22 protein-coding genes and 2 tRNA genes are annotated in these 22480 nt (G+C 69.4%); 9 read left to right on the top strand and 15 right to left on the bottom strand.

Features of this window, described 5'->3' with window-relative positions; translation table 11 throughout:
• Together Q6969_RS01860 and pknB are read left to right on the top strand one after the other, a co-directional pair.
• Positions 1-1062: PASTA domain-containing protein (locus Q6969_RS01860; RefSeq protein ID WP_317228923.1), on the top strand; the 1062-nt coding region annotated here is incomplete at its 5' end.
• A 130-nt stretch (positions 1063-1192) separates the two neighbouring features.
• The gene (gene pknB, locus Q6969_RS01855) at positions 1193-2944 is read left to right on the top strand and encodes a Stk1 family PASTA domain-containing Ser/Thr kinase (protein ID WP_317228922.1); all 1752 of its coding nucleotides are present in this window, start codon (positions 1193-1195) and stop codon (positions 2942-2944) included.
• Positions 2945-2996: 52 nt separating this feature from the next.
• Here pknB and Q6969_RS01850 read toward each other — a convergent pair whose 3' ends face one another.
• Genes Q6969_RS01850 through Q6969_RS01840 form a run of 3 tightly spaced genes read right to left on the bottom strand, consistent with a single transcriptional unit; the run spans position 2997 to position 4593 of the window.
• The gene (locus Q6969_RS01850; RefSeq protein WP_317228921.1) at positions 2997-3635 is read right to left on the bottom strand and encodes a glutamine amidotransferase-related protein; all 639 of its coding nucleotides are present in this window, start codon (positions 3633-3635) and stop codon (positions 2997-2999) included.
• On the bottom strand, positions 3632-3790 hold the full coding sequence (locus tag Q6969_RS01845; protein ID WP_317228920.1) for a hypothetical protein: 159 nt from the start codon (positions 3788-3790) through the stop codon (positions 3632-3634). Before Q6969_RS01845 ends, Q6969_RS01850 begins: the two co-directional genes overlap by 4 nt.
• Before the next feature lie 2 nt (positions 3791-3792).
• Positions 3793-4593 (bottom strand): class E sortase, encoded by an 801-nt coding sequence (locus Q6969_RS01840; RefSeq protein WP_317228919.1) that lies wholly within the window; start codon positions 4591-4593, stop codon positions 3793-3795.
• A 105-nt stretch (positions 4594-4698) separates the two neighbouring features.
• Here Q6969_RS01840 and Q6969_RS01835 point away from each other — a divergent pair, with 105 nt between their 5' ends.
• Positions 4699-4938, top strand: a complete 240-nt coding sequence (locus Q6969_RS01835) for a cell division protein CrgA (RefSeq protein ID WP_015488825.1) — start codon at positions 4699-4701, stop codon at positions 4936-4938.
• A 411-nt stretch (positions 4939-5349) separates the two neighbouring features.
• Here the strand turns inward: Q6969_RS01835 and Q6969_RS01830 are convergent, their stop codons facing one another.
• Both Q6969_RS01830 and Q6969_RS01825 read right to left on the bottom strand, forming a co-directional pair.
• Positions 5350-6213, bottom strand: coding sequence for a rhomboid family intramembrane serine protease (locus Q6969_RS01830; RefSeq protein WP_317228918.1), 864 nt, complete (start codon positions 6211-6213; stop codon positions 5350-5352).
• The gene (locus tag Q6969_RS01825; protein WP_317228917.1) at positions 6213-6752 is read right to left on the bottom strand and encodes a peptidylprolyl isomerase; all 540 of its coding nucleotides are present in this window, start codon (positions 6750-6752) and stop codon (positions 6213-6215) included. Before Q6969_RS01825 ends, Q6969_RS01830 begins: the two co-directional genes overlap by 1 nt.
• 121 nt (positions 6753-6873) lie before the next feature.
• Here Q6969_RS01825 and Q6969_RS01820 point away from each other — a divergent pair, with 121 nt between their 5' ends.
• Positions 6874-7494 (top strand): hypothetical protein, encoded by a 621-nt coding sequence (locus Q6969_RS01820; RefSeq protein WP_239544805.1) that lies wholly within the window; start codon positions 6874-6876, stop codon positions 7492-7494.
• Positions 7495-7732: 238 nt separating this feature from the next.
• On the opposite strand, the gene Q6969_RS01815 is transcribed toward Q6969_RS01820, so the two are convergent.
• The 10 genes from Q6969_RS01815 to dnaA all read right to left on the bottom strand — a co-directional run bounded on the left by Q6969_RS01815 (position 7733) and on the right by dnaA (position 19271).
• A tRNA-Ala gene (locus Q6969_RS01815) sits at positions 7733-7805 on the bottom strand.
• An 80-nt stretch (positions 7806-7885) separates the two neighbouring features.
• Positions 7886-7962: transfer RNA gene (locus Q6969_RS01810), tRNA-Ile, on the bottom strand.
• A 48-nt stretch (positions 7963-8010) separates the two neighbouring features.
• Entirely contained in the window at positions 8011-8418 is a 408-nt protein-coding gene (locus tag Q6969_RS01805) for a DUF3566 domain-containing protein (RefSeq protein WP_011931227.1), read from the bottom strand.
• Positions 8411-11098, bottom strand: a complete 2688-nt coding sequence (gene gyrA / locus Q6969_RS01800) for a DNA gyrase subunit A (protein WP_317228916.1) — start codon at positions 11096-11098, stop codon at positions 8411-8413. Before gyrA ends, Q6969_RS01805 begins: the two co-directional genes overlap by 8 nt.
• An 82-nt stretch (positions 11099-11180) precedes the next feature.
• Complete coding sequence (gene gyrB / locus Q6969_RS01795) at positions 11181-13226, bottom strand: DNA topoisomerase (ATP-hydrolyzing) subunit B (protein ID WP_317228915.1); 2046 nt, start codon at positions 13224-13226, stop codon at positions 11181-11183.
• Positions 13227-13413: 187 nt separating this feature from the next.
• On the bottom strand, positions 13414-13926 hold the full coding sequence (locus tag Q6969_RS01790; protein WP_094114640.1) for a DUF721 domain-containing protein: 513 nt from the start codon (positions 13924-13926) through the stop codon (positions 13414-13416).
• Entirely contained in the window at positions 13923-15146 is a 1224-nt protein-coding gene (recF, locus tag Q6969_RS01785) for a DNA replication/repair protein RecF (protein ID WP_317228914.1), read from the bottom strand. The genes Q6969_RS01790 and recF overlap by 4 nt, the downstream gene beginning before the upstream one ends.
• Before the next feature lie 7 nt (positions 15147-15153).
• A complete protein-coding gene (gene gnd / locus Q6969_RS01780) occupies positions 15154-16041 on the bottom strand; it encodes a phosphogluconate dehydrogenase (NAD(+)-dependent, decarboxylating) (RefSeq protein WP_104289495.1) in 888 nt (295 codons plus the stop codon).
• 20 nt (positions 16042-16061) lie between these two features.
• The gene (dnaN, locus tag Q6969_RS01775) at positions 16062-17213 is read right to left on the bottom strand and encodes a DNA polymerase III subunit beta (RefSeq protein ID WP_317228913.1); all 1152 of its coding nucleotides are present in this window, start codon (positions 17211-17213) and stop codon (positions 16062-16064) included.
• A 624-nt stretch (positions 17214-17837) separates the two neighbouring features.
• Positions 17838-19271, bottom strand: a complete 1434-nt coding sequence (gene dnaA, locus Q6969_RS01770) for a chromosomal replication initiator protein DnaA (RefSeq protein ID WP_317228912.1) — start codon at positions 19269-19271, stop codon at positions 17838-17840.
• Between the two features lie 478 nt (positions 19272-19749).
• Between dnaA and rpmH the strand changes: the two genes are divergently transcribed.
• From rpmH to Q6969_RS01745, 5 genes are read left to right on the top strand one after another with little or no spacing between them, the layout of a single operon-like run.
• A complete protein-coding gene (gene rpmH / locus Q6969_RS01765) occupies positions 19750-19887 on the top strand; it encodes a 50S ribosomal protein L34 (protein WP_012039665.1) in 138 nt (45 codons plus the stop codon).
• Positions 19888-19890: 3 nt separating this feature from the next.
• Entirely contained in the window at positions 19891-20232 is a 342-nt protein-coding gene (gene rnpA / locus Q6969_RS01760; RefSeq protein WP_317228911.1) for a ribonuclease P protein component, read from the top strand.
• On the top strand, positions 20229-20540 hold the full coding sequence (gene yidD / locus Q6969_RS01755; RefSeq protein WP_317228910.1) for a membrane protein insertion efficiency factor YidD: 312 nt from the start codon (positions 20229-20231) through the stop codon (positions 20538-20540). Before rnpA ends, yidD begins: the two co-directional genes overlap by 4 nt.
• A gap of 10 nt (positions 20541-20550) precedes the next feature.
• Positions 20551-21513, top strand: a complete 963-nt coding sequence (gene yidC / locus Q6969_RS01750; RefSeq protein WP_317228909.1) for a membrane protein insertase YidC — start codon at positions 20551-20553, stop codon at positions 21511-21513.
• On the top strand, positions 21510-22067 hold the full coding sequence (locus Q6969_RS01745; protein ID WP_317228908.1) for a R3H domain-containing nucleic acid-binding protein: 558 nt from the start codon (positions 21510-21512) through the stop codon (positions 22065-22067). The genes yidC and Q6969_RS01745 overlap by 4 nt, the downstream gene beginning before the upstream one ends.
• Positions 22068-22480: the final 413 nt, after the last annotated feature.

Below are 22480 nucleotides of genomic sequence, written 5' to 3'. Positions count from 1 at the left end.
ACCGCCACCATCGCGGTCGCGGCCGTCGCCGGCGCCGCCGCGCTGGCCGACCCGGGCACGCCCACGCAGGCCACCCAGCTCATGCCGTCGGGCCGCCGCGCGGCGGACACGGGCGCGACCACCATCCTGTCCTCCGCGCCGGCCGGCGCCGCGTCCCCCCTCGTCTTCGACGACGAGGACGACGAGGAGCCCGAGCAGCCGCGGGCCCGGAAGCGCGCCATCTGGATCTTCGTCGTCGTCGCCCTCCTCGTCCTCGGCGCCATCGCCGCCGGCGTCGCGGCCTACGTCGCGAGCCAGGACCGCGACGACGCGGCTCCCGCACCCGCCGAGACCAGCGCGAGCCCGAGTCCCACCCCGTCCGAGACGCCGACGCCCACCCCGTCGCCCACCGCGAGCACCGTCCAGGTCAACCGCGACGACTACCTCGGACGCGACCAGGCGGAGGTCTCCGCCGACCTCACCGACCTCGGCCTCAAGGTGACGGTCGTCACCGGCGGCGCCGCGCCGTCCGGCGAGGAGGAGGGCCGCGTCACCGCGATCACCCCCACCGGCAGCGTCGCGAAGGGCGCCACCATCCAGATCACGGCATACGGCGCGCCGACCCTGCCCACGGCCGCGCCCGGGACCCCCACCGTGGAGCCCACGACGGTCCGGGCCGGCCAGGCGGTCGACGTCTCCTGGCCCGCCTACTCGTGCCCCGCGGGCCAGACCCTCAACGGCTACCAGGTGCAGACCGACTCCGTCTCGAACGGCGCCACGGGCACGTGGGGCGGCAGCACCAACCCGACCAACGCCCAGACCACCTCGGGCGAGATCACGGCGGGCTCGACCCCGGGCACCTTCACCGTCAAGTACCTCGCCATCTGCGGCACGAACGAGTCGCCGTACAGCAGCACGGTCACCGTCACGGTCGAGGACGCCCCCGGCGGATCCGGCGGCACGGGAGGCGGGACCGGAGGCGGCACGGGAGGCGGCGACGGCGGCACGACCGGCTCGGCACCGAGCCCGGCCCCCGGCTCCGACGAGCGCTCGCTCGTGTCCAGCTCCCGCCCCCGTCCCTGACGCGCGACGCACCGGGCTGTCGGCCGCGCGCCGGCAGCCCTCCCGCGTGCGCGGGGAGCCGCCGGGATCCCCAGCGGACCCCGGGTAAGCTCATCCCCGTCCTGAACCCGATCCCGACGAGAGGCAGTCCGTGACCGACGCGCGTGTTCTGGGCGGCCGTTACGAGATCGGGGCGCTGCTGGGCCGCGGGGGCATGGCGGACGTCTTCGAGGGCGTCGACTCCCGCCTCGGTCGCCGCGTGGCGGTCAAGGTGCTCCGACGCGGTCTCGCCGAGGACCCCGCCTTCCGCAGCCGCTTCCGCCAGGAGGCGCAGGCGGCGGCGCGCATGTCGCACCCCACCATCGTCCGCGTCTTCGACGCCGGCGAGGACGTCGTGACCGACCAGGACGGCGGCAGCCACACCGTGCCGTTCATCGTCATGGAGCGGGTCGAGGGCCGTCTCCTCAAGGACCTCATCACCGACGGCCCGCTCGACCCCGACGAGGCCGTCCGCATCTTGCGCCAGGTCCTCACCGCGCTGGAGTACTCCCACCGCGCCGGTGTCGTGCACCGCGACATCAAGCCGGGGAACATCATGATCACCCCGGCCGGCCAGGCCAAGGTCATGGACTTCGGCATCGCGCGGGCCGTCTCCGACACCTCCGCGACCATCGCGCAGACCACCGCCATCCTCGGCACCGCCCGCTACTTCTCCCCCGAGCAGGCCAAGGGCGAGTCGGTCGACGCGCGCACGGACCTGTACTCGGCGGGCGTCGTCCTCTTCGAGATGCTCACCGGTCAGGCGCCCTTCCGGGCGGACACCGCGGTGGCCGTCGCCTACCAGCACGTCAGCGAGACCCCCGTCGCCCCCGGCACCGTGCAGGAGCACGTGTCCCCGCAGCTCGATCAGGTCGTCCTGCAGGCCATGGCGAAGGACCGGTACGCCCGCTTCCAGACCGCCGGCGAGTTCCGCACCGACCTCGACCGCGCCGCCGAGGGCACGCTCGCACCGCGCGAGGCGCCGACCAACGACGTGGGCGCGACGCTCTTCGGGTCCCCCGCCGGCCCGTCGTCCTCGCAGCAGGCACTCCGCCAGCTCGGCGTCGACGACGACCGCACGGTCCGCACGCAGAGCCGTCCGCCGGTGCCGTGGATCTGGGCGGGCGTCACCGTCGTCGTCGTGATCCTCATCGCCGTCGTCATCTGGGTCACGAACCTCAGCGCCATCGGGCCGCCCGACATCAGCCCCACCGTCCCGGACGTCGCCGGATCCACCTACGCCAGCGCCGCCGCGGCCCTCGAGGAGGCCGACCTCGTCCCCCTCCAGCGCGACGAGGCGAGCACCACGGTCGAGGAGGGCCTCGTGCTGCGCACGAACCCCGACCCGGGCGAGAACGTCGCCTCGAAGACCGAGATCGACGTGTTCGTGTCGTCCGGTCCTCCCGAGGTGCAGGTGCCCAACCTCGCGAACATGGACGAGGGCACGGCGACGGCGAACCTCGAGACGGCGGGCCTCACGGTGGGCGAGGTCGTGCGCGAGTCGTCACCCACGGTCCCGGACGGCGTGGTCCTCCGGACGGAGCCGGCGGGCACCGAGCAGGTCGATGAGGGATCGGCGGTCAAGCTGATCCTCTCGAACGGCCGGGTCGCCCTGCCGGACGTGCTCGGCCAGCCGCTGGCCGACGCGCAGAAGCTGCTGGAGTCGTCGGAGCTGGTGGTCACCACGCGCCGGGACCCCTCCTGCGGGCGAGCCGACGGATCCCCGGTGAGCCAGCAGTCCGTGCCCCCGGGTGACGTGGCGCAGCGGTCCACGGTCGCGCTCACCTATTGCACGGGCGCTCCGCGCAGCACCCCGGCGCCCTCGCCGAGCCCGACCCCCACGCCGACGACCGCCCGAGGCTGATCCCCGAGAACCGATCCCCGAGAACCGATCTCCGGGGAGCCGCCCGCGGCCGTCAGGCGACGCGGACGAGCGGCGACAGCCGGGACGACGTGTCCCGGGCGCCCACGAGACCGGCACCCTCGAGCCAGTTGCCGAGCATGCGGTAGCCGCCCTCCGTGAGGACGGACTCCGGGTGGAACTGCACGCCGACGATGGGCGCCGCCTCGTGGCGGAGGCCCATGATGACCCCGCCCTCCGTCCGCGACGTGACCACGAGATCCGACGGGACGGTGCCGTCGACGACGGCCAGCGAGTGGTAGCGGGTGGCCGTGAACGGCTGCGGGACGCCCAGGTAGAAGTCGCCGTCGTCGTGCGTGACCAGCGACGTCTTGCCGTGCATGAGCTCCTCCGCGTTGGTCACCGTCGCCCCGAACGCCTCCGCGATGGCCTGGTGCCCGAGGCAGACCCCGAGCAGCGGGGTGCCGGAGGCGAGGGCGGCGGTGACCGTGGGGATCGAGACGCCGGCCTCGGACGGCTTGCCCGGCCCGGGCGACACCAGCACCGCGTCGTACTCCGAGATCACGCCGGCCATGTCGGCCTCGGCGTGGTCGTCGTTGCGCATGACGACGGTCTCGGCGCCGAGCTGCTGCAGGTACCCGTTGAGGGTGTAGACGAAGCTGTCGTAGTTGTCGATGACGAGGACGCGTGTCACTGATGCACCGTGACTTCCTGGGTGTTGACGATGGAGTCGACCCAGGGGAAGACCCAGGTGACGAGCGAGAAGAGGATGGCCGCCAGCAGCACCAGGAGGATGAGGAGGCGGACCCACACCGGCCCGGGCAGGATGCGCCAGAACGCCGCGTACACGGTCAGCCCGCCTTCGCGAACGACGTGCCGGACAGGGCGGCGACGGGGGACGTGTCGGACCGCGGGTGCCACGCCTCGAAGACGCTGTACGCCACGACGCGCTCGGCGGCGGAGAACAGCGGGTTGCAGCTCGTCATGGTGAGGATGCGGTCCCCCGGCTGGCTGTCGGGTGCCTGGGGCACCTCCGCGAGCACGTCGACTCCGGTGGGCTTCACGTACTCGAGTGTACGGAAGCGGTAGGTGTACCAGCCGTCCTGCGTCTCGACCACGATGGCGTCGCCGACGCGCAGGTCGGTGATCTGGTTGAAGGGCTTGCCGTAGGTGGTGCGGTGCGCGGCGACGGCGAAGTTGCCGACCTCGCCGGGCATCTGCGTCTCGCGGTAGTGCCCGACCTTGCCGAGGTTCAGCACGTTGCCGAGGCCGACGCCGGTCGCGACCGGCACGACGTAGTCGGGTCCGAAGCGCGGGATGTAGATGTTGCCGAAGTCGGTGGCGTCCGATGCGGGAGCCGCGGTGATGACCGGCTCCCCTGGGCTCGCCGGGGAGGCCGCGGGATCCGGGGAGGCCGCGGCGTCCGGCCTGGCCGACGCCCAGTCGCGGCTGTTCTCCAGCGCCTGGTCGCGCTGCCCGCTGCTCACGACGATGTCGTTGAACCAGAGCTGCCAGCCGAGGAACAGCATGATGAGCACGCCCGCCGTCAGGAGCAGCTCCCCGAGGACGCCGACCGTGCCGAGCAGCGCATCGCCCCGTCGGCCGCGGCGCCGCGTGGAGCGGCGGGTGGGCGCGGGATCCTGAGCACTCATGTGCCGATTGTAGGTGGCGCGCATGGACGGGACGCCGCGGCGGGGACGCCGTGGACGCGGGCATCCTCCCGGCTCCGGGGAGGAGGGTACGGCTAGAATCACCGCATGGCCCGCGACAAGACGACGAGACCCTCCCGCCAGGAACGCGTGCGCGACGAGGACGCCCCGAACCCGGTGTGGTTCAAGCCCATCATGTTCGGCTTCATGCTCGTGGGCCTCGCCTGGCTCATCGTCTACTACGTGAGCCTCAACGCGTTCCCCATCCCCGACCTCGGCGTCGGCAACATCCTCATCGGCTTCGGCCTCATCCTGGTCGGCTTCCTCATGACCACCAGGTGGCGCTGACCCGAGCGCATCCCCGAGAGCCCGTCACCTCCACGAGGTGACGGGCTCTCGTGCGTCCGGCGCCGTCGACGGCGGCCCGACGACCCGCGATCCGTTCTCCACAGACTCCCTGTGCACAACGCTCCACACATGTGGAGAACCGGGAGTCGGAGCCGGGGACTCGCAGCCGGCCCGGCGGGTTACCCGCGGAACGCCGCCATGTCGGGCATCCCGCTCCCCGGCCTCCACCACCGTCTCCTCCGGCACCTCGGCCGCCCCGGTCCTAATGACACGCGTGTAACTATCCCCACTGTGGACTGGCTTGTGGATAACTCGGCTCCGCCGCCGATCCGCAGTCTTCGACGGCCCCCGCCGCCCCGCGGGCACGACGAAGCAGCCGCCCACCGGGAGCGGCTGCGGACGTCGACGGCGTCAGATCGCGACGGGGAAGGCGGCGGCCGCCACCACGATCGCCACGGCGAGACCCGCGAGCGAGGCCGCCTGGACGCCGCGCTGACGGTCCGCACGGGTGCGCAGGAGGACGAGCGCCACCAGGGCCCCCGTCACGAGACCGCCCACGTGCGCCTGCCAGCTGACCCCCTGGACCACGAAGCCCAGGAGGAGGTTCAGCACGATGATCCCCAGCAGCGGCCCGACGTTGCCGCCGAGCTTGCGGGCCAGGACGAAGTAGCCGCCCATGAGCCCGAAGATGGCGCCGGAGGCGCCCACGACCGCGGTGAGCGAGTCGCCCATCGCGGCGCCGATGACCTCGACGCCGAGGGATCCGCCGAGCGCCGAGATCACGAACAGGGCGAGGAAGCGGGCGCGGCCGAGCATGGGCTCGAGGACGCGGCCGAAGACGAAGACCGACAGCATGTTCAGCAGGATGTGGAAGATGCTGTCCGGGGAGTGCGTGAACGCGCTCGTGAGCATGCGCCACGGCTCGTAGTCCCCGGAGGCGAGGCTGCCGTACACGGGCGCGAACCACAGCGACGTGGTGACGTAGCCGCCGACGACGGGCAGCACCTGGAGGATCCAGACCACGGCGCAGACGGCCATGATCCCGTACGTCACGACGGGCGCGGAGCTCCGCGTCATCCGCGTGACGAACGACGCCCGGGACCTCGGAGCGGTGCGGCGCTGCTCCTTCATGTCCTCAGGGCAGATCACCCCGACGGCGGCCGGCGTCTGGCACTCGGGGCAGATGGTCCGCCCGCATCGCTGGCATAGCACGAAGCTCTGCCGGTCGGGGTGCCGGTAGCAGCGGTCGGCCGCCGTACGGGGTGAATCGGTCATCAGACCTTCTCGACGGTGACGCTCTCGATCACGACGTCCTCGCGGGGACGGTCGCGGCCGTCGGTCGGGACCGCGTTGAGCGCGTCGACGACCTTCTTGGACGCGTCGTCGGCGACCTCGCCGAAGATCGTGTGCTTGCCCTGGAGCCACGTGGTGGGCGCGGTGGTGATGAAGAACTGCGAGCCGTTCGTGCCGCGGCCGCCCTGGGTGCCGGCGTTCGCCATGGCGAGGATGTAGGGCTTCGAGAAGTCGAGGTCGCGGCTGATCTCGTCGTCGAACTGGTAGCCGGGGCCGCCGGTGCCCTGGCCGAGCGGGTCGCCGCCCTGGAGCATGAAGTCCTTGATGATGCGGTGGAAGACGACGCCGTCGTAGAGCGGATCGGTCGACTTCCTGCCCGTCTGGGGGTGGGTCCACTCCTTCTCGCCCGTGGCGAGGCCGACGAAGTTCTCGACGGTCTGGGGCGCGTGGGACCCGAAGAGGTTGAGGACGATGGTGCCGTGGTTGGTCGTCATGGTGGCGACGTGAGTGTGCGCAGACATGGAGCAATGGTCTCACGGCGGAGCTGGGACTCGGCGGACGCACAGCGTCCACCGTGTTTGACCCCGGTGGCACCCGTGCCAGACTGGGATTCCTGGCGAAATCACACCGATGGAGGTCCCCTTGGGTCTGTCACGCAAGAACAAGAAGGAGTTGGCGAAGCTCCGCACCCACGCGGCCGCCGTCCTCAAGGAGCAGCGCGAGGTCCTCGACCGGGCCAACGTCGTCGTGGCCGAGGCCGCGCACACGGCCCGCAAGCTCTCCGACCAGCACGTCGTCCCGGCCGTCAAGCGCGGCGTCGACGACCACATCCGTCCGGGCTACGAGGCCGGCGCCGAGCGCGTCCGCACGGCGGCCGACTCGGCCTACAAGGGCTTCACCCACACGGTGCTCCCCGCCGTCGCCGGTGCTGCCGGTTCCGCGGTGGCGGCCACCGAGGGCATCCGCAACAGCAAGCAGGTCAAGGACGCGGTCAAGAAGGCCGGCAAGGTCTCCTCGAAGGCGCAGGAGTTCGGCAAGCACTACGTCGACAACGGCCGCTCCTACGTCGGTCGCTACGTCCCCCAGGTCGCGCCCGCGAAGAAGGGCCTCGGCTTCGGCGGAGTCGCCCTCATCGCGCTCGGCGTGGTCGTGGTCGGCGGCGTCGGCTACGCGCTGTACCAGACGTTCCGCGCGGACGACGACCTGTGGATCGCCGACGACGAGCCCGAGGCCGTCGACGCGAAGGACCAGCCCGCGAGCTGATCACCGCACCTCGATCGCCCCGCGATCACCCGAGGGCCCGGACACCGAGAGGTGCCCGGGCCCTCGTCGTCCGCCTCGCGATGCGGTCATCCGCTCGCACGGGGACGCAACGGAGACGTTGCGCACGCGCAGACCGGGCCCAGTGATGCACCGCTCGGCCACCGGCGCGGCATGGCCTCGTGGCGAGGGTGCGTCGCGCACGAGGGCGAACAGCGGGATGCCCTTCACGGGCTGGATGTGGAGTCACGGGGAATCGAACCCCGGACCTCCTGCTTGCAAAGCAGGCGCTCTACCAATTGAGCTATGACCCCGATCGGCGAGCCTCGGATCGCCGTGCGATCTCCCGACTCGGTTCCCGCCATGCCCCCGGACCATGCGGATCCGGGGGTGTTGGTGGGGATACCAGGATTTGAACCTGGGACCTCTTCATTATCAGTGAAGCGCTCTAACCAACTGAGCTATATCCCCATCGGGCAGGTACACGTTACCGTACGCCTGCCCGTTTCTCCCAATCGGCTACGCGTTGGTGAAGCCGACGAGGACGCCGCCCGTGATGCGCACGCTGAGGTTGTACAGCAGCGCCGCCACGGCACCGAGGACGGTGCCGACCACGATGTTGAGGACCGCCACGACGATCGCGAAGCCGAGCACCTGGCCGAGGCCGAAGACGTCCTGCAGCGAGAAGTCCGCGGACCCCGACACCTCCTGGAAGAGCTGGTCGACCGTGCCGAACACGTTCGTGGTCTGCAGGACGACGTAGATGAGGAACGTCGCCACCACGGTGATGATGCCGAGCACCACGGAGAAGAGGAACGCGAGCTTGAGAGCCGACCAGAAGTCGACGTACACGAGCTTCAGACGCACCTGCTTGGTGGTGGTCGCTCGCGACGACTTCTTCGCGAGCTTCTCGGCGACACTACTCATCGGGTGTTCCCTTTCCAGCAGCGGTACCGTCGGACGCCTCGGGCGCAGCTTCGGGGACCACCAGGTTGCGTTCGGAGTTCTTGGCCAGTGAGATGATCCTGTCGTCGTCCGCGAACCGGGCGAACACGACACCCATGGTGTCTCTGCCCTTCGCCGGGACCTCGGCCACGACAGACCGTACCACCTTGCCGCTGGCGAGCACGACGAGGATCTCGTCCTCCTCGCCCACGATCAGGGCGCCCGCGAGGTCGCCTCGCGCGTCCTGCAGCTTGGCCACCTTGATGCCCATGCCGCCGCGGTTCTGCACGCGGTACTGGTCGGCCGCGGTGCGCTTCGCGAAGCCGCCCTCGGTGACCACGAACACGAATCCCCTGTCGCCGACGACGGATGCGCTCAGCAGCGTGTCGTCCCCTCGGAAGGTCATGCCCTTCACGCCGGACGTCGACCGGCCCATCGGACGGAGCGCCGAGTTGTCGGCCGAGAACCGCAGGGACATGCCCTTGCGCGACACGAGCAGCAGGTCGTCGTCCTCGTCGACGAGGAGCGCCGACACGAGCGCGTCCCCGTCACGGAGGTTGATCGCGATGATGCCGCCCGTGCGGTTCGTGTCGTACTCGGTGAGGGCCGTCTTCTTCATGAGGCCGTCGCGGGTGGCGAGCACGAGGTACTGCGCCATCTGGTAGTCGCGGATGTCGAGGACCTGCTGGATCTCCTCGTCCGGCTGCATCGCGAGCAGGTTCGCCACGTGCTGGCCCTTCGCGTCGCGGCCGGCCTCCTGCAGCTCGTACGCCTTCGCGCGGTACACGCGTCCCTTGTCCGTGAGGAACAGGAGCCAGTGGTGCGTCGTGGTGACGAAGAAGTGCTCGACGACGTCGTCGGCCCGGAGCTGCGCCCCGCGCACGCCCTTGCCGCCGCGGTGCTGGCTGCGGTAGTTGTCGATGCGCGTGCGCTTGATGTACCCGCCGCGCGTGACCGTGACCACCATCTCCTCCTCGGGGATGAGGTCCTCCATGCTCATGTCGCCGTCGAAGCCGAGCATGATCTCCGTGCGCCGGTCGTCGCCGTACTTGTCGGTGATCTCCTGCAGCTCCGTGCTGATGATCTCGCGCTGGACGCTGGGCGTGGCCAGGATGTGCTGGTACTCGGCGATGCGCTCCTCGAGCTCGGCCGCCTGGTCCTGGATCTTCCGGCGCTCGAGCGCCGCGAGCCGGCGCAGCTGCATCTCGAGGATCGCGTTGGCCTGCAGCTCGTCGATGTCGAGCAGCTTCATCAGACCGCTCCGGGCGACGTCCACCGTCTCGGACCGGCGGATGAGCGCGATGACCTCGTCGAGCGCGTCCAGCGCCTTGAGGTACCCGCGCAGGATGTGGGCGCGCGCCTCGGCCTCGGCGAGTCGGAACCGCGTGCGGCGGACGATGACGTCGATCTGGTGGTCGACCCATGCCGAGATGAAGCCGTCGAGCGCCAGCGTGCGCGGGATGCCGTCGACGATCGCGAGCATGTTCGCGCCGAAGTTCTCCTGCAGCTGCGTGTGCTTGTAGAGGTTGTTCAGCACGACCTTGGCCACCGCATCGCGCTTCAGCACGATCACGAGTCGCTGGCCGGTGCGGCCCGACGTCTCGTCGCGGATGTCGGCGACGCCGCCGAGCTTGCCGTCCTTGACCAGCTCGGCGATCTTGATGGCGAGGTTGTCGGGGTTGACCTGGTACGGGAGCTCGGTGACCACGAGGCACACGCGGCCCTGGATCTCCTCGACCGCGACGACCGCGCGCATCGTGATGGAGCCGCGCCCGGTGCGGTAGGCGTCGATGATGCCCTTGGTGCCGAGCACCTGCGCGCCGGTGGGGAAGTCGGGGCCCTTGATCCGCTCCAGGAGGGCCTCGAGGAGCTCCTCCCGGTTCGCGTCGGGGTTGGCGAGCAGCCACTGGGCGCCCGCGGCGACCTCGCGGAGGTTGTGCGGCGGGATGTTGGTGGCCATGCCGACCGCGATGCCGACGGACCCGTTCACCAGCAGGTTCGGGAAGCGCGACGGGAGGATCTTGGGCTCGAGCGTGCGGCCGTCGTAGTTGTCCTGGAAGTCGACGGTGTCCTCGGTGATGTCGCGGACCATCTCCATGGCCAGCGGCGCCATCTTCGTCTCGGTGTACCGCGGTGCGGCGGCGCCGTCGTTGCCGGCGGAGCCGAAGTTTCCCTGACCGAGCGCGAGCGGGTAGCGCAGGCTCCACGGCTGCACGAGGCGCACGAGCGCGTCGTAGATGGAGGAGTCGCCGTGCGGGTGGAACTGGCCCATGACCTCGCCGACCACGCGCGCCGACTTGAAGAAGGAGCGGTCGGGACGGTATCCGCCGTCGTACATGGCGTAGATGACGCGACGGTGCACGGGCTTCAGCCCGTCGCGCACCTCGGGGAGCGCGCGCTGCACGATGACGCTCATCGCGTAGTCGAGGAAGGAGCGCTGCATCTCGAGCTGGAGGTCGACCTGCTCGATGCGGTCGTGCGTGACGACCACGGTCGCATCGGGATCGACGATGGCGCCGGGCAGCGAGTCGGACGCGGCGGCGGCCGATGACGCCGGCGTCACGCCCTCCTGGGGCAGCGCGGCATCGGTCGACGAGACCTGCTCGTCGTCCGGGGTCGCACCCGTGCCCTGCTCGTCGTCCGGGGTGATGTCGTCGGCCATGGAGGTCCTGTTCAGCTCGTGATGGATCGTGGAGTCGGTGCCGGGCGGCGGTCGGCATCGTGCCGGACCGCCACCCGTTCGATCAGATGTCGAGGAACCTGACGTCCTTGGCGTTGCGCTGGATGAAGCTGCGACGGGACTCGACGTCCTCGCCCATCAGGGTCGAGAACACCTCGTCGGCTCCGGCCGCGTCGTCGAGCGTCACCTGCATGAGCGTGCGCGTGGCGGGATCCATGGTGGTCTCCCACAGCTCCTTGTAGTCCATCTCGCCCAGGCCCTTGTAGCGCTGGATGCCGTTGTCCTTCGGGATGCGCTTCCCGTTCGCCTGCCCGTGCGCGAGCAGCGCGTCGCGCTCCGCGTCGGTGTAGACGTACTGGTGCTCGGCGTTCGACCACTTGAGGCGGTAGAGCGGCGGCTGCGCCAGGTACACGTATCCGAGCTCGATGAGCGGCCGCATGTAGCGGAACAGCAGCGTGAGCAGCAGCGTGGTGATGTGCTGGCCGTCGACGTCGGCGTCGGCCATCAGCACGATCTTGTGGTACCTGACCTTCTCGGCGTTGAAGTCCTCGCCGATGCCCGCGCCGAACGCGGTGATCATCGACTGCACCTCGTTGTTCTGCAGCGCGCGGTCGAGGCGGGCCTTCTCCACGTTGAGGATCTTGCCCCGCAGCGGCAGGATCGCCTGCGTCGTGGGGTTGCGGCCCTGCACCGCGGAGCCGCCGGCGGAGTCGCCCTCGACGAGGAACACCTCGCTGAGCGCCGGGTCCTTGCTCTGGCAGTCCTTCAGCTTGCCGGGCATGCCGCCCGACTCGAGCAGGCCCTTGCGCCGGGTCTGCTCGCGCGCCTTGCGAGCCGCGAGGCGGGCCTGCGATGCCTGCATGCCCTTGCGGATGATGTCCTTCGCCTGCGCCGGGTTCCTCTCGAACCAGTCGCCGAGCTGCTGGCCGACGATGCGCTGCACGTAGGCCTTCGCCTCCGTGTTGCCCAGCTTCGTCTTCGTCTGGCCCTCGAACTGCGGCTCGCCGAGCTTGACCGAGATGACGGCGGTGAGACCCTCGCGGACGTCGTCGCCCGTGAGGTTCTCGTCCTTCTCCCGCAGCAGCTTGTTCTCGCGCGCGTAGCGGTTCACGAGCGTCGTGAGCGCTGCGCGGAACCCCTCCTCATGCGTGCCGCCCTCGTGCGTGTTGATGGTGTTGGCGTAGGTGTGGACGCTCTCCGTGTAGGAGGTGGTCCACTGCATGGCGACCTCGAGGCTGATCTTCTTGACCGTGTCCTCGGACTCGAAGGCGATGACGTCGGCGTTGACGACCTCGGTCTTCTTCGCCTTCACCAGGTGCACGACGTAGTCGACGAGGCCGCGCTCGTAGAGGAACTTCTCCGTGCGGTGCTCGGCGGCATCCGCCGCGCGCTCGTCGTGGAGCGTGAGCGCGAGGCCCTTGTTGAGGAACGCCATCTGCTGGAACCGCGCGCGCAGCGTGTCGTAGTCGAACTCGACGGTCTCGAAGATCTCCCGGCTCGGCCAGAAGGTGATCGTGGTGCCCGTCTCCGTGGATCCCTCGCCCTTCTCGAGCGGTGCGTCGGGGACGCCGATGGTGAAGCTCTGGCGCCAGACGGCACCCTGGCGGCGGACCTCGACGTCGAGGCGCTCCGACAGCGCGTTCACGACGGAGCTGCCGACGCCGTGGAGGCCGCCCGAGACCGCGTACCCGCCGCCGCCGAACTTGCCGCCGGCGTGCAGCTTCGTCAGGACGAGCTCGACCGTGGAGATGCCCTCGACCGGGTGGATGTCGACGGGGATGCCGCGGCCGTCGTCGACGACGCGGATGCCGCCGTCCTTCCGCATGGTGACCCGGATGTCGCTCGCGAAGCCGGCCAGGGCCTCGTCGACCGAGTTGTCGACGATCTCGCTGACCAGGTGGTGCAGGCCGCGCGGGCCGGTCGAGCCGATGTACATGCCAGGGCGCTTGCGGACGGCCTCGAGGCCCTCGAGCACCTGGATCTCGTTGGCGCCGTAGTCGTTGCTCACCTGCTGGCGGGTGATGTGGTCGGAGTCGTTGTGCGTCTCCTCGACCTCCACCTCGTCCGGGGTGGAGTCGTCGGGGAGGTCCTGTGAGGAATCCGATGTCATGAAGTGGTGGCTCCTGCCGCGTCGACGCGCCCCTGCCCGACGGCGGACGCGCGCGGATCACGAGGTGATCCGGGGACCGTCGTCCTGGACTGCGGGCGACCCCTCATTCTATCGCAGGTGTACGCTCCGCACCGCCTATCCGCCCGTCTGACGCGCTTTCGTGGCGGGGGTGACCTGATTCGCCTCCCTACCCGTAGGTATCGCGCGGACCCCGCCCTGGGATCGACCTGGGACCGCGTTTCCAGGACGGGGCGTTGGGCCCCTGGAAGCGGATCGACCGGATGCCCGCGTCGGGGAAGCGCTCGGCGATGCGCGTCGTGATCTCCACGCGCATCAACCGGAGCTGGGTCGCCCATGCCGTGGACTCGCACTCGACCGTGAGGAGACCGTCCTCGATGCCGACCGGCGAGGAGTGCACGGCCGTCTCCTCGCCCGCGATCGTCGTCCACGCCGCCATCAGCTCGGCCTGCGACAGCGAGGACGTCCAGCCCATGCGCGACGTGAGGGAGTCCATCACGTTGCCGAGCGCGTGCGGATCCCGGCCCGGCTGGAAGGGCGAGCTCCCGGCCTTCTGCTCCCGGCGCTTCCGCGCCGACGGGGACCTGACGGAGGCGTCGCCGAACACGCGGCGGAACCGGCGGTAGACCGCGACGGCCTCGGACTCCGGCATCGGACCGCCGTCCGGCGCCCGGGGGATCACTCCGCTCCCCCGCCCTCGGGGGTGACGGCCGTGTCGGCGACGGGTGCCGCGGGGCCCTCGACGATCTCGCCTGCCCGGATGTGGACCGCGTTCGCCGCGAGGTGCTCCGGCACGTCCTCGAGCACGGCGGCCGTGATCAGGACCTGCTCGAATCCCGTGACGGCCTCCGCCAGCCGGCCGCGTCGGGCCTGGTCCAGCTCCGCGAACACGTCGTCGAGGATCAGCACCGGGTCCCCCGTCTGCGAGTCCCGTCGCAGGAGCTCGGCGGAGGCGAGCTTGATCGCCAGGGCGAAGGACCAGGACTCCCCGTGGCTGGCATAGCCCTTCGCCGGCAACCCGTTGAGCCGGAACAGCACGTCGTCGCGGTGCGGGCCCACGAGCGTGAGCCCGCGCTCGAGCTCCCGGGGACGCATGCGGGCGATGGCCGCGGTGAACACGGGCACGACGTCCTCCGTGCGGGTGAACCGACCTCCGTCCCGGGAACCGGACTCGTCCACGGCGTCGTCCTCCCCCGGGTCGTCGGCCAGGATGCTCAGCTCCGGTCGTGCGGAGGGGCCGTGGTCGGAGCCCGCGACCGCGAGGTAGGCCCGCGCGAGCTCCGGCTGGAGGTCCTGCACGAGGGCACCGCGGGCGGCGATGATCTGCGAGCCGATCGCGACCAGCCGTTCGTCCCAGATGTCGAGGGTGCCGAGCTGATCCGCCTTCATGCCGCGCGCGCGGGCGGACTTCAGCAGCGTGTTCCGCTGCTTGAGCGCCCGGTCGTAGTCCGAGAGGACACCCGCCAGCCGCGGGGTCCGGAGGACGAGGAGCTGGTCGAGCAGCCGGCGACGGCCGGAGGGATCGCCGCGCACGAGGGCCAGGTCCTCGGGTGCGAAGAGCACGCTGGAGAAGTACCGGGGGAGCTCGCGCGGCTTCGTGGGAGTGCTGTTCACCTGCGCGCGGTTCGCCGCCGCCCTGTTGATCTGCACCTCGACGCGGAGCTCGCGGCCGGCGTGCTGCAGGAGCGCGCGGATCACGGCGGACTCGGCCCCCTGGCGGATGAGGGCCTGATCGGTGGAGACGCGGTGCGACCCGAGCGTGCTCAGGAACCCCAGCGCCTCCACCAGGTTGGTCTTGCCCTGCCCGTTGCTGCCCACGAAGAGGGTGGCACCGGGCAGGAGCTCGACGTCCGCGCGGGTGTAGTTGCGGAAGTCACCCAGGGAGAGGTGACGGACGATCATCCGGTGGTCAGGACTTCTTCTGCACCGAGTGGCCGCCGAACTGGTTGCGCAGCGCCGCGACGGCCTTCATGGCCGGGGAGTCCTCCTGGCGGGAGGAGAAGCGCGCGAAGATCGACGCGCTGATGGCGGGCATGGGCACCGCGTTGTCGAGCGCCTCCTCGATGGTCCAACGGCCCTCGCCGGAGTCCTGCACGAAGCCCTCGATGTCCTCGAAGCCCGGGTCCTCCTTGAGCGCCTTGACCAGCAGCTCGAGGAGCCACGAGCGGACGACGGTGCCGCGCTGCCACGCCTCGAACGTGCCGGTGACGTCCTTGATGATGTCGTTCCTCGCCGCGAGCAGCTCGTAGCCCTCTGCGAACGACTGCATCATCGCGTACTCGATGCCGTTGTGGACCATCTTCGCGTAGTGCCCGGCACCGGAGTCGCCCACGTGGACGAAGCCCTCCTCGCGAGGGCCCTCGGGGCGCAGCGCGTCGAAGACGGGCATGGCGCGCTCGACCTGCTCCTTCGGGCCGCCGACCATGAGGCCGTAGCCGTTCTCGAGGCCCCAGACCCCGCCGGAGACGCCGGCGTCGACGAAGTCGATGCCCTTCTCGGCCAGCAGGCCGGCGTGGGCGAAGTCGTCGGTGAACTTGGAGTTGCCGCCATCGATGACGAGGTCGCCGGGCTGCAGGATGCGGGCCAGGTCGCCCACGACGTTCTGCGTGACCTTGCCGGCCGGCACCATGACCCACACCAGGCGGGGGGCGGGGAGCGCCGCGGCCAGGTCGTCCAGCGTCGCGACGTCGGAGACGTCGGGGTTGGTGTCGTAGCCGGTCACCTCGATGCCGTTCGCCTCGAGGCGCGCGCGCATGCGGGCGCCCATCTTGCCGAGTCCGACGAGTCCGATGTGCATGTTCTCTCCTTGATCGCGGTCTAGCGCAGCAGCAGGTTGGGCTGCAGCAGGTACCGGTAGTTGTCTGCTCCAGCCTGGTCCTTCGACGACTGACTGGTGATCAGCACGGGACCGGGCTTGTTCGGGTTGTCCGTCTTCGTGAACGACAGGCGGACGAACTCGGAGTGGACGGCGCCGAGGCCGTCCAGCAGGAACTGCGGCTTGAGCGAGACGACGGTGTCCACGCCGGTGAGGAGGGCGTCGATGCTCTCCGATGCCTGCGCGTGCTCGGAGCCGATGGCCTCCAGGGTGAGGCCGTCGATGGTGAAGGTGAAGCGGAGCGCCGCCTCGCGCTCGAGGACGAGCTGGACACGCCGGGTGGCCTCGATGAGGTCGGCCGTGTTGATGACCGCGTAGTTGTCGACCGTCTCGGGGAAGAGCCGCTTGACCGGCGGGAAGTTGCCGCGGATGAGCAGCGACGTCACGGTCTTCCGGTCCGCGCTGAAGGCGATGAGCTGGCGGTCATCGGTGTCGGTGATGGCGACGGAGATGGTGCCGCTGTGCCCGAAGGTCTTGCCGATCTCCTGCAACGTGCGGGCCGGGACCAGCGCGGTGCGGCTGGTGCCGTCCGCCGTGGAGTCGCCGCCGTCCCAGTCGATCTCCCGGACCGCCACGCGGTACCGGTCGGTGGCGATGAGGCCGAGGCTGGTCTCCCCCACCTCGAGCTGGACGCCGGTGATGACGGGGGTGACGTCGTCGCGGGACGCCGCGACGGCGACCTGGGCGACGGCGGCGGCGAACTGCTCCGCCGGCAGCAGGCCCGACTGCTCGGAGATCTGCGGCAGGGTCGGGTACTCCTCCACGGGCATGCTGAGCAGCGTGAAGTGCGCGGATCCGCACGAGACGGTGATCTTCGAGTCCTCGGTGGTGAACCGCACGGGTGCGTTCGGAAGCCGGTTCGCGATGTCGGCCAGCAGGCGGCCGGAGACGAGGACGCGGCCGGCCTCCTCGATGTCGGCCTGGATCTGCGTGCGCGCCGAGACCTCGTAGTCGAACGACGACAGCGTCAGCCCGTCCTCCGTCGCCTCGATGAGCACGCCGCTGAGGATCGGCAGGGTGGTCCGCTGCGGCAGGAGCTTGACGGCGAACGAGACCGCCTCGCTGAAGACGTCCCTGTTGACTTGGAACTTCACGTTGTGGACCCCTCGATGAGCGGAAGATTTGTCGGTCAATGCTAGCCGTGCCGTGAGGGGCGGCCGGGACCGCGGATCCCTCCACAGCCCTGAGGTTCTTGGGCGACATCCGATTAAGGGTTTTAAGGACAACAGTCTTAACCGCTGTGGAATCTGTGGACAACTCCCGGATCCCCGGCGATCGAGCGGGAACTACACGTCGGGAAGTTGTGGGACGGCTGTGGAACGGGCTGGGGACTCGGCGGAACGACGTCGCGGCGACGAAGCCGGTTCCACAGGCGGGCTCCTCGAACCCACAACGGCTCCGGCGGTTCTCCACAGTTATCCACACTCTGTGCACACTGTGGGGAACACCGGGTCGAAGGCTTCGGGGCGTCTTCCCCAGGGTCGCGCGCTGCTTCCCGGCCCTGTCCTCACAGCTCTCCGGGTGGCTCGGACGTCCCGCATGCGCCCACCGATGACCATGCAGGGGATGCGACGGACGGCAGCTGCGTGTGCGGGCCGACGGGGTCGCGCACGCAGCCTCCGGGACGGCCCGGGTACGACGAAGGGGCCGGACCCGACGGTCCGACCCCTCATGCGCGCTCCGTGGCGTCCACGCGTCGACGACGCGCGGCGCCGGCGTCACATCTTGCCGTAGCGGTGGTTCTGCTTGATCCGGCTCGTGAGCTCCGTCACCTGGTTGTAGATGGAACGGCGCTCCTTCATGAGCTCGGTGATCTTCTTGTTCGCGTACATGACCGTCGTGTGGTCGCGGTTGCCGAACAGCTGCCCGATCTTCGGCAGCGACAGGTTCGTCAGCTCACGGCACAGGTACATGGCGATCTGACGGGCGGTGGCCACCGCCTGCGACCGCGAGGACCCGTAGAGGTCGTCCACGGTGAGCTTGAAGTAGCTGGCGGTGTGGTTGATGATGTCGACCGGCGCGATGACGTTGTCCTCGTCCAGCGTGATGAGGTCCTTCAGGACCGTCTGCACGAGCGCGAGGTCGACCGGGGTCTTGTTCAGGCTCGCGAACGCGGTGACCCGGATGAGGGTGCCCTCGAGCTCGCGGATGTTCGACGTGACCTTCGTGGCCATGTACTCGAGGATGTCGTCCGGCACCTGCAGCTTCTCGCTCTGCGCCTTCTTGCGGAGGATCGCGATGCGGGTCTCGAGGTCGGGCGCCTGCACGTCGGTGATGAGGCCCCATTCGAAGCGCGACCGCATGCGGTCCTCGAAGCCCGTGAGGTGCTTCGGCGGCAGGTCGCTCGTGATGACCACCTGCTTGTTGTGGTCGTGCAGCGTGTTGAAGGTGTGGAAGAAGGCCTCCTGCGTGGAGTCCTTGCCCTGGAGGAACTGGATGTCGTCGATCAGGAGGATGTCGTTGTCGCGGTAGCGCGACTGGAAGAGCGACGACCGGTTGTTCGCGATCGAGTTGATGAAGTCGTTGGTGAACTCCTCGGAGCTCACGTAGCGCACGCGGATGCCGGGGTAGAGGCTGATCGCGTAGTGCCCGATCGCGTGCAGGAGGTGGGTCTTGCCCAGCCCGGAGTCCCCGTAGATGAAGAGGGGGTTGTACGCCTTCGCGGGTGCCTCGGCGACCGCGACCGCGGCGGCGTGGGCGAAGCGGTTGGATCCGCCGATGACGAAGGTGTCGAAGCCGTACTTCGGGTTGAGGCGGGAGTCGCCGCGCGACGGCGACGCCGGGAGCCCGGGGTTGTCCGTCGGCGCGGTGATGGTCGGGGTCTCGATGTACGGCTGCTCGGTCGCCGGCTCGGGGTGCTGGGCGAAGGCGTCCTGTGCGATCTCGGGGTTGACCACGATCGCGAAGTTGCTCACGCCGGCGGCCTCGTCGAGGGAGCCGATGGCGTTGAGGAGCGGGACGCGGATGCGCTGCTCGAGCATGCCGCGCGTGAGGTCGTTGGGGACCTCGAGGTAGAGGGTGCCGGTCATGACGCCCTTGGGCTCCACGAGGCTGATGAACCCGTGCAGCTGCGGGGTGATCCGGTCGTCCGCCGTGAGGGCGGCGAGCACCTTCTGCCAGATCGCGTGCGTCGGGTCGGAGCGGTCGGACATGTTTCCCCATCTGCCGTCGCCGGGCTCGGTCCCGCGGCGGATGCCGGGGCCGCCACACGGTGCGCGGGCTGCTGTCGACGCTGGAAGGGCGTCGCGGTCGAGCGTGCGGCGTCCGCCCCCGGAGGCTCCGAGGGTGCGGACCATCCGGGTACCGCGACCGCGGACAGCATAGTTACTCACAGGGTTATCCACCCTGTGTGCGAACGGGCCGTCAGCACCGCGCGGGCGATCCCCGACGCGTCGCGGCCACGCCACACGGTAGCCACTGTCGGGGATCAGGACAAATCGACCCTATCCACGACGGCATGTCAATACCGGCCGATCGGCTCCCCGTGTGGATAATCACGATCCCGTTCGCGGGTTTGACCGGAGGGCCCTCGCCCCGTAGATTTAGGCAGTTGACCCAGCCTGTCGAGGCTGCCCCATCTTCCCAGCCGCACTCGTCGGCCCCGTGGACCAACCTGAGTGGAGACTCACTGTGAGCAAGCGCACCTTCCAGCCGAACAACCGCAAGAAGGCCAAGAAGCACGGCTTCCGCCTCCGCATGCGCACCCGTGCCGGCCGTGCCATCCTCGCCGCCCGCCGTGGCAAGGGACGCACCGAGCTCTCCGCGTAGCACGTGCTCGCTCGGCGGAACCGCGTGACGAGCGGTGCGGACTACCGCACCATCGTCAGGCGGGGCCGCCGCTCGACGACGGCGACCGCGGTGGTCTCGGCCCTGGCCGGACCCGCGGGATCGCCTGCCCGGTTCGGGTTCATCGTCTCGAAGAAGGTCGGCAACGCCGTCACACGGAACCTCGTCCGGCGACGCCTGAAGGCGGTCTCCGCCGGACTCCTGCCCACCGTCCCGCCGGGGACGTCCATCGTGATCCGCGTACTGCCAGGCATGGAGCAGACACCGTGGGTTACCCTGCAGGAGGAGATGGCGTCAGCCGTGACGCGGGCCGTGAGGACGATATGAAGAGGGTACTGACCTCCATCGTCCTGGCGCCCCGGAACGCGGTGATCGCGCTGATCACCCTCTACCGGCGTGCGATCTCCCCTCTCTACGGGGATGTCTGCAGGTACTACCCCTCCTGCTCCGCATACGGCCTCGAGGCCGTGCAGGAGCACGGCGTCCTCCGCGGCGGCTTCCTGGCCGCATGGCGCGTGTGCCGATGCCACCCCTGGGCGGAGGGCGGCATCGACGACGTCCCCGCTCGTCGGGTCCCGCAGTATCGACGCACGAGGCTCGGATTCGTCGTCGCACCCAGCCACGGAAAGGGCTAACGACCACCTCATGGACTTCCTCGGAACGATCCTGTGGCCGATCAAGTGGGTCATCGAACTCATCCTGGTCGGCTTCCACACGCTCTGGACCAGCCTCGGGCTGGACCCCGACAACGGCGCCACCTGGGTGCTCTCCATCGTGGGCCTCGTGCTCGTGGTGCGGGCGGCGCTCATCCCCATCTTCGTCCGCCAGATCAAGAACCAGCGCCGCATGATGGAGGTCGCGCCGCAGCTGAAGAAGATCCAGGACAAGTACAAGGGCAAGCGGGACCAGTTCTCCCGCGAGGCCATGTCCCGCGAGACCATGGCCCTCTACAAGGACACGGGCACCAATCCCCTCAGCAGCTGCCTTCCCCTGCTGCTGCAGATGCCGATCTTCTTCTCCCTCTACTCGGTGCTCCACCGGGCGGCGGTCGAGGAGCTCCCCGGCATCGGACTGCTGAACGCCCAGCTCTCGCGTTCGTTCGGCGAGTCGGTGTTCCTCGGGGCGCCGCTCCAGTCCGCGATCTCGACGGCGAACGGCAACATCACCGTCATCGTGATCGCGACGACCATGGTCATCCTCATGAGCGCGTCGCAGTTCATCACGCAGCTGCAGATCATGGCCAAGAACATGTCCGAGGAGACCAAGGCCAGCCCGATGTTCAAGCAGCAGCGCATCCTGCTCTACATCCTCCCCCTGGTCTTCGCCGTCTCAGGCATCGCGTTCCCCCTCGGCGTCATGTTCTACTGGCTCGTCTCGAACTTCTGGACCATGGGCCAGCAGTTCCTCGTCATCCGCAACATGCCGACGCCCGGCAGCGAGGCCGCACGTGCGCGTGAGGCGCGTCTGGCCAAGAAGGGCAAGCTCGTGGCTCCGGAGGGCTCCACGGAGCCGTCGACGATCGTCGTCGAGGAGCGCAAGCCGGCGCAGCGTCAGCAGCCGGTCGGAAAGAACCGTGCCAAGAAGCAGGCAGGATCCAAGAGCCGATGAGCGACACGACCGACACCTCGACCCCCGACGTCGTGGCCGACGACGCCTCCCCCACGCAGTCTGCAGAAGAGCTCGTGGCTGCTCCTGAAGGCGCCGGCGCAGGGGCGGTCGATGAGGGTGACATCGCTGCGGACTACATCGAGGAGCTCCTCGACATCTGCGATCTCGACGGCGACATCGATATCGATCAGCGCGGTGGCAGGGCGTACGTCTCCGTGGACGCGGCCGACTCCGAGGATCTCCGTCTGCTGTCCAACCCGGAGACCGTGACGGCGTTGCAGGAGCTGACGCGCCTCGCCGTGCAGAACAAGACGGGTGCGTTCAGCCGTCTGATCCTCGACGTGGGAGGTTCGCGTGATGCCCGCCAGGTGGAGCTCGCGCAGCTCGTCGATCGGGCCGTAGAGCGCATCTCGGCGGGCTCGGCAAGCGCGTCGCTGCCCCCCATGTCCTCGTACGAGCGCAAGCTGGTGCATGACATCGTCGCGGAGAAGGGCTACACGTCGGAGTCCGAAGGCGAAGGCCGCGACCGGCACACGGTGATCAGCAAGGCCTGATCCCCCGGCAGAATTCGAAGAGGCCCGTTCCTGATGGAACGGGCCTCCTTCATTCATGCAGGGTGATGGAGTAGCACGGTCGTGCTACCAAAGTTCCCGAGCCTCGTGTAGCCCGACGTCGACCGCAATGCGACATCTTCATGCCGTATGCGTTCCACTCCCCCTCGGTGCTGCTGGCACCTCCAAGGTCGTCGCTCGGTCTGGATGGTCGTCTTTGCCCGAATGTCCTCGGCGGCTGGCTTCGATCACCATGGTCGTCGGTGCGTGCTCACTCCGTTAAATCCGCACGCTGGTGGATGCGAGAGCCTCGCCGAGTCGCAGGTGATCTCGTCGGATTCGGATCTGTATTCTGATGTCCTGTTTCACGTGAAACTCGCGACACCGTCGCGTGGCCGACCGTCGTTGTGTCGATG

Source organism: Clavibacter sp. MX14-G9D (assembly GCF_032917815.1).
Taxonomy (GTDB): Bacteria; Actinomycetota; Actinomycetes; order Actinomycetales; family Microbacteriaceae; genus Clavibacter; species Clavibacter michiganensis_K.
Note: the sequence above shows the minus strand (reverse complement) of the source record. Positions and strands in the feature narration are given on the sequence as shown.

Bases quoted from the DNA above. Each gene is read 5' to 3' on its own strand.
- dnaA (WP_317228912.1), bottom strand. From the start codon at position 19,271: ATGTCCGACCGCTCCGACCCGACGCACGCGATCTGGCAGAAGGTGCTC.
- gyrA (WP_317228916.1), bottom strand. From the start codon at position 11,098: ATGGCCGACGACATCACCCCGGACGACGAGCAGGGCACGGGTGCGACC.
- Q6969_RS01840 (WP_317228919.1), bottom strand. From the start codon at position 4,593: ATGAGTGCTCAGGATCCCGCGCCCACCCGCCGCTCCACGCGGCGCCGC.
- Q6969_RS01830 (WP_317228918.1), bottom strand. From the start codon at position 6,213: ATGACCGATTCACCCCGTACGGCGGCCGACCGCTGCTACCGGCACCCC.
- yidC (WP_317228909.1), top strand. From the start codon at position 20,551: ATGGACTTCCTCGGAACGATCCTGTGGCCGATCAAGTGGGTCATCGAA.
- Q6969_RS01745 (WP_317228908.1), top strand. From the start codon at position 21,510: ATGAGCGACACGACCGACACCTCGACCCCCGACGTCGTGGCCGACGAC.
- Q6969_RS01805 (WP_011931227.1), bottom strand. From the start codon at position 8,418: ATGAGTAGTGTCGCCGAGAAGCTCGCGAAGAAGTCGTCGCGAGCGACC.
- gnd (WP_104289495.1), bottom strand. From the start codon at position 16,041: ATGCACATCGGACTCGTCGGACTCGGCAAGATGGGCGCCCGCATGCGC.
- yidD (WP_317228910.1), top strand. From the start codon at position 20,229: ATGAAGAGGGTACTGACCTCCATCGTCCTGGCGCCCCGGAACGCGGTG.
- Q6969_RS01825 (WP_317228917.1), bottom strand. From the start codon at position 6,752: ATGTCTGCGCACACTCACGTCGCCACCATGACGACCAACCACGGCACC.
- Q6969_RS01835 (WP_015488825.1), top strand. From the start codon at position 4,699: ATGGCCCGCGACAAGACGACGAGACCCTCCCGCCAGGAACGCGTGCGC.
- recF (WP_317228914.1), bottom strand. From the start codon at position 15,146: ATGATCGTCCGTCACCTCTCCCTGGGTGACTTCCGCAACTACACCCGC.
- gyrB (WP_317228915.1), bottom strand. From the start codon at position 13,226: ATGACATCGGATTCCTCACAGGACCTCCCCGACGACTCCACCCCGGAC.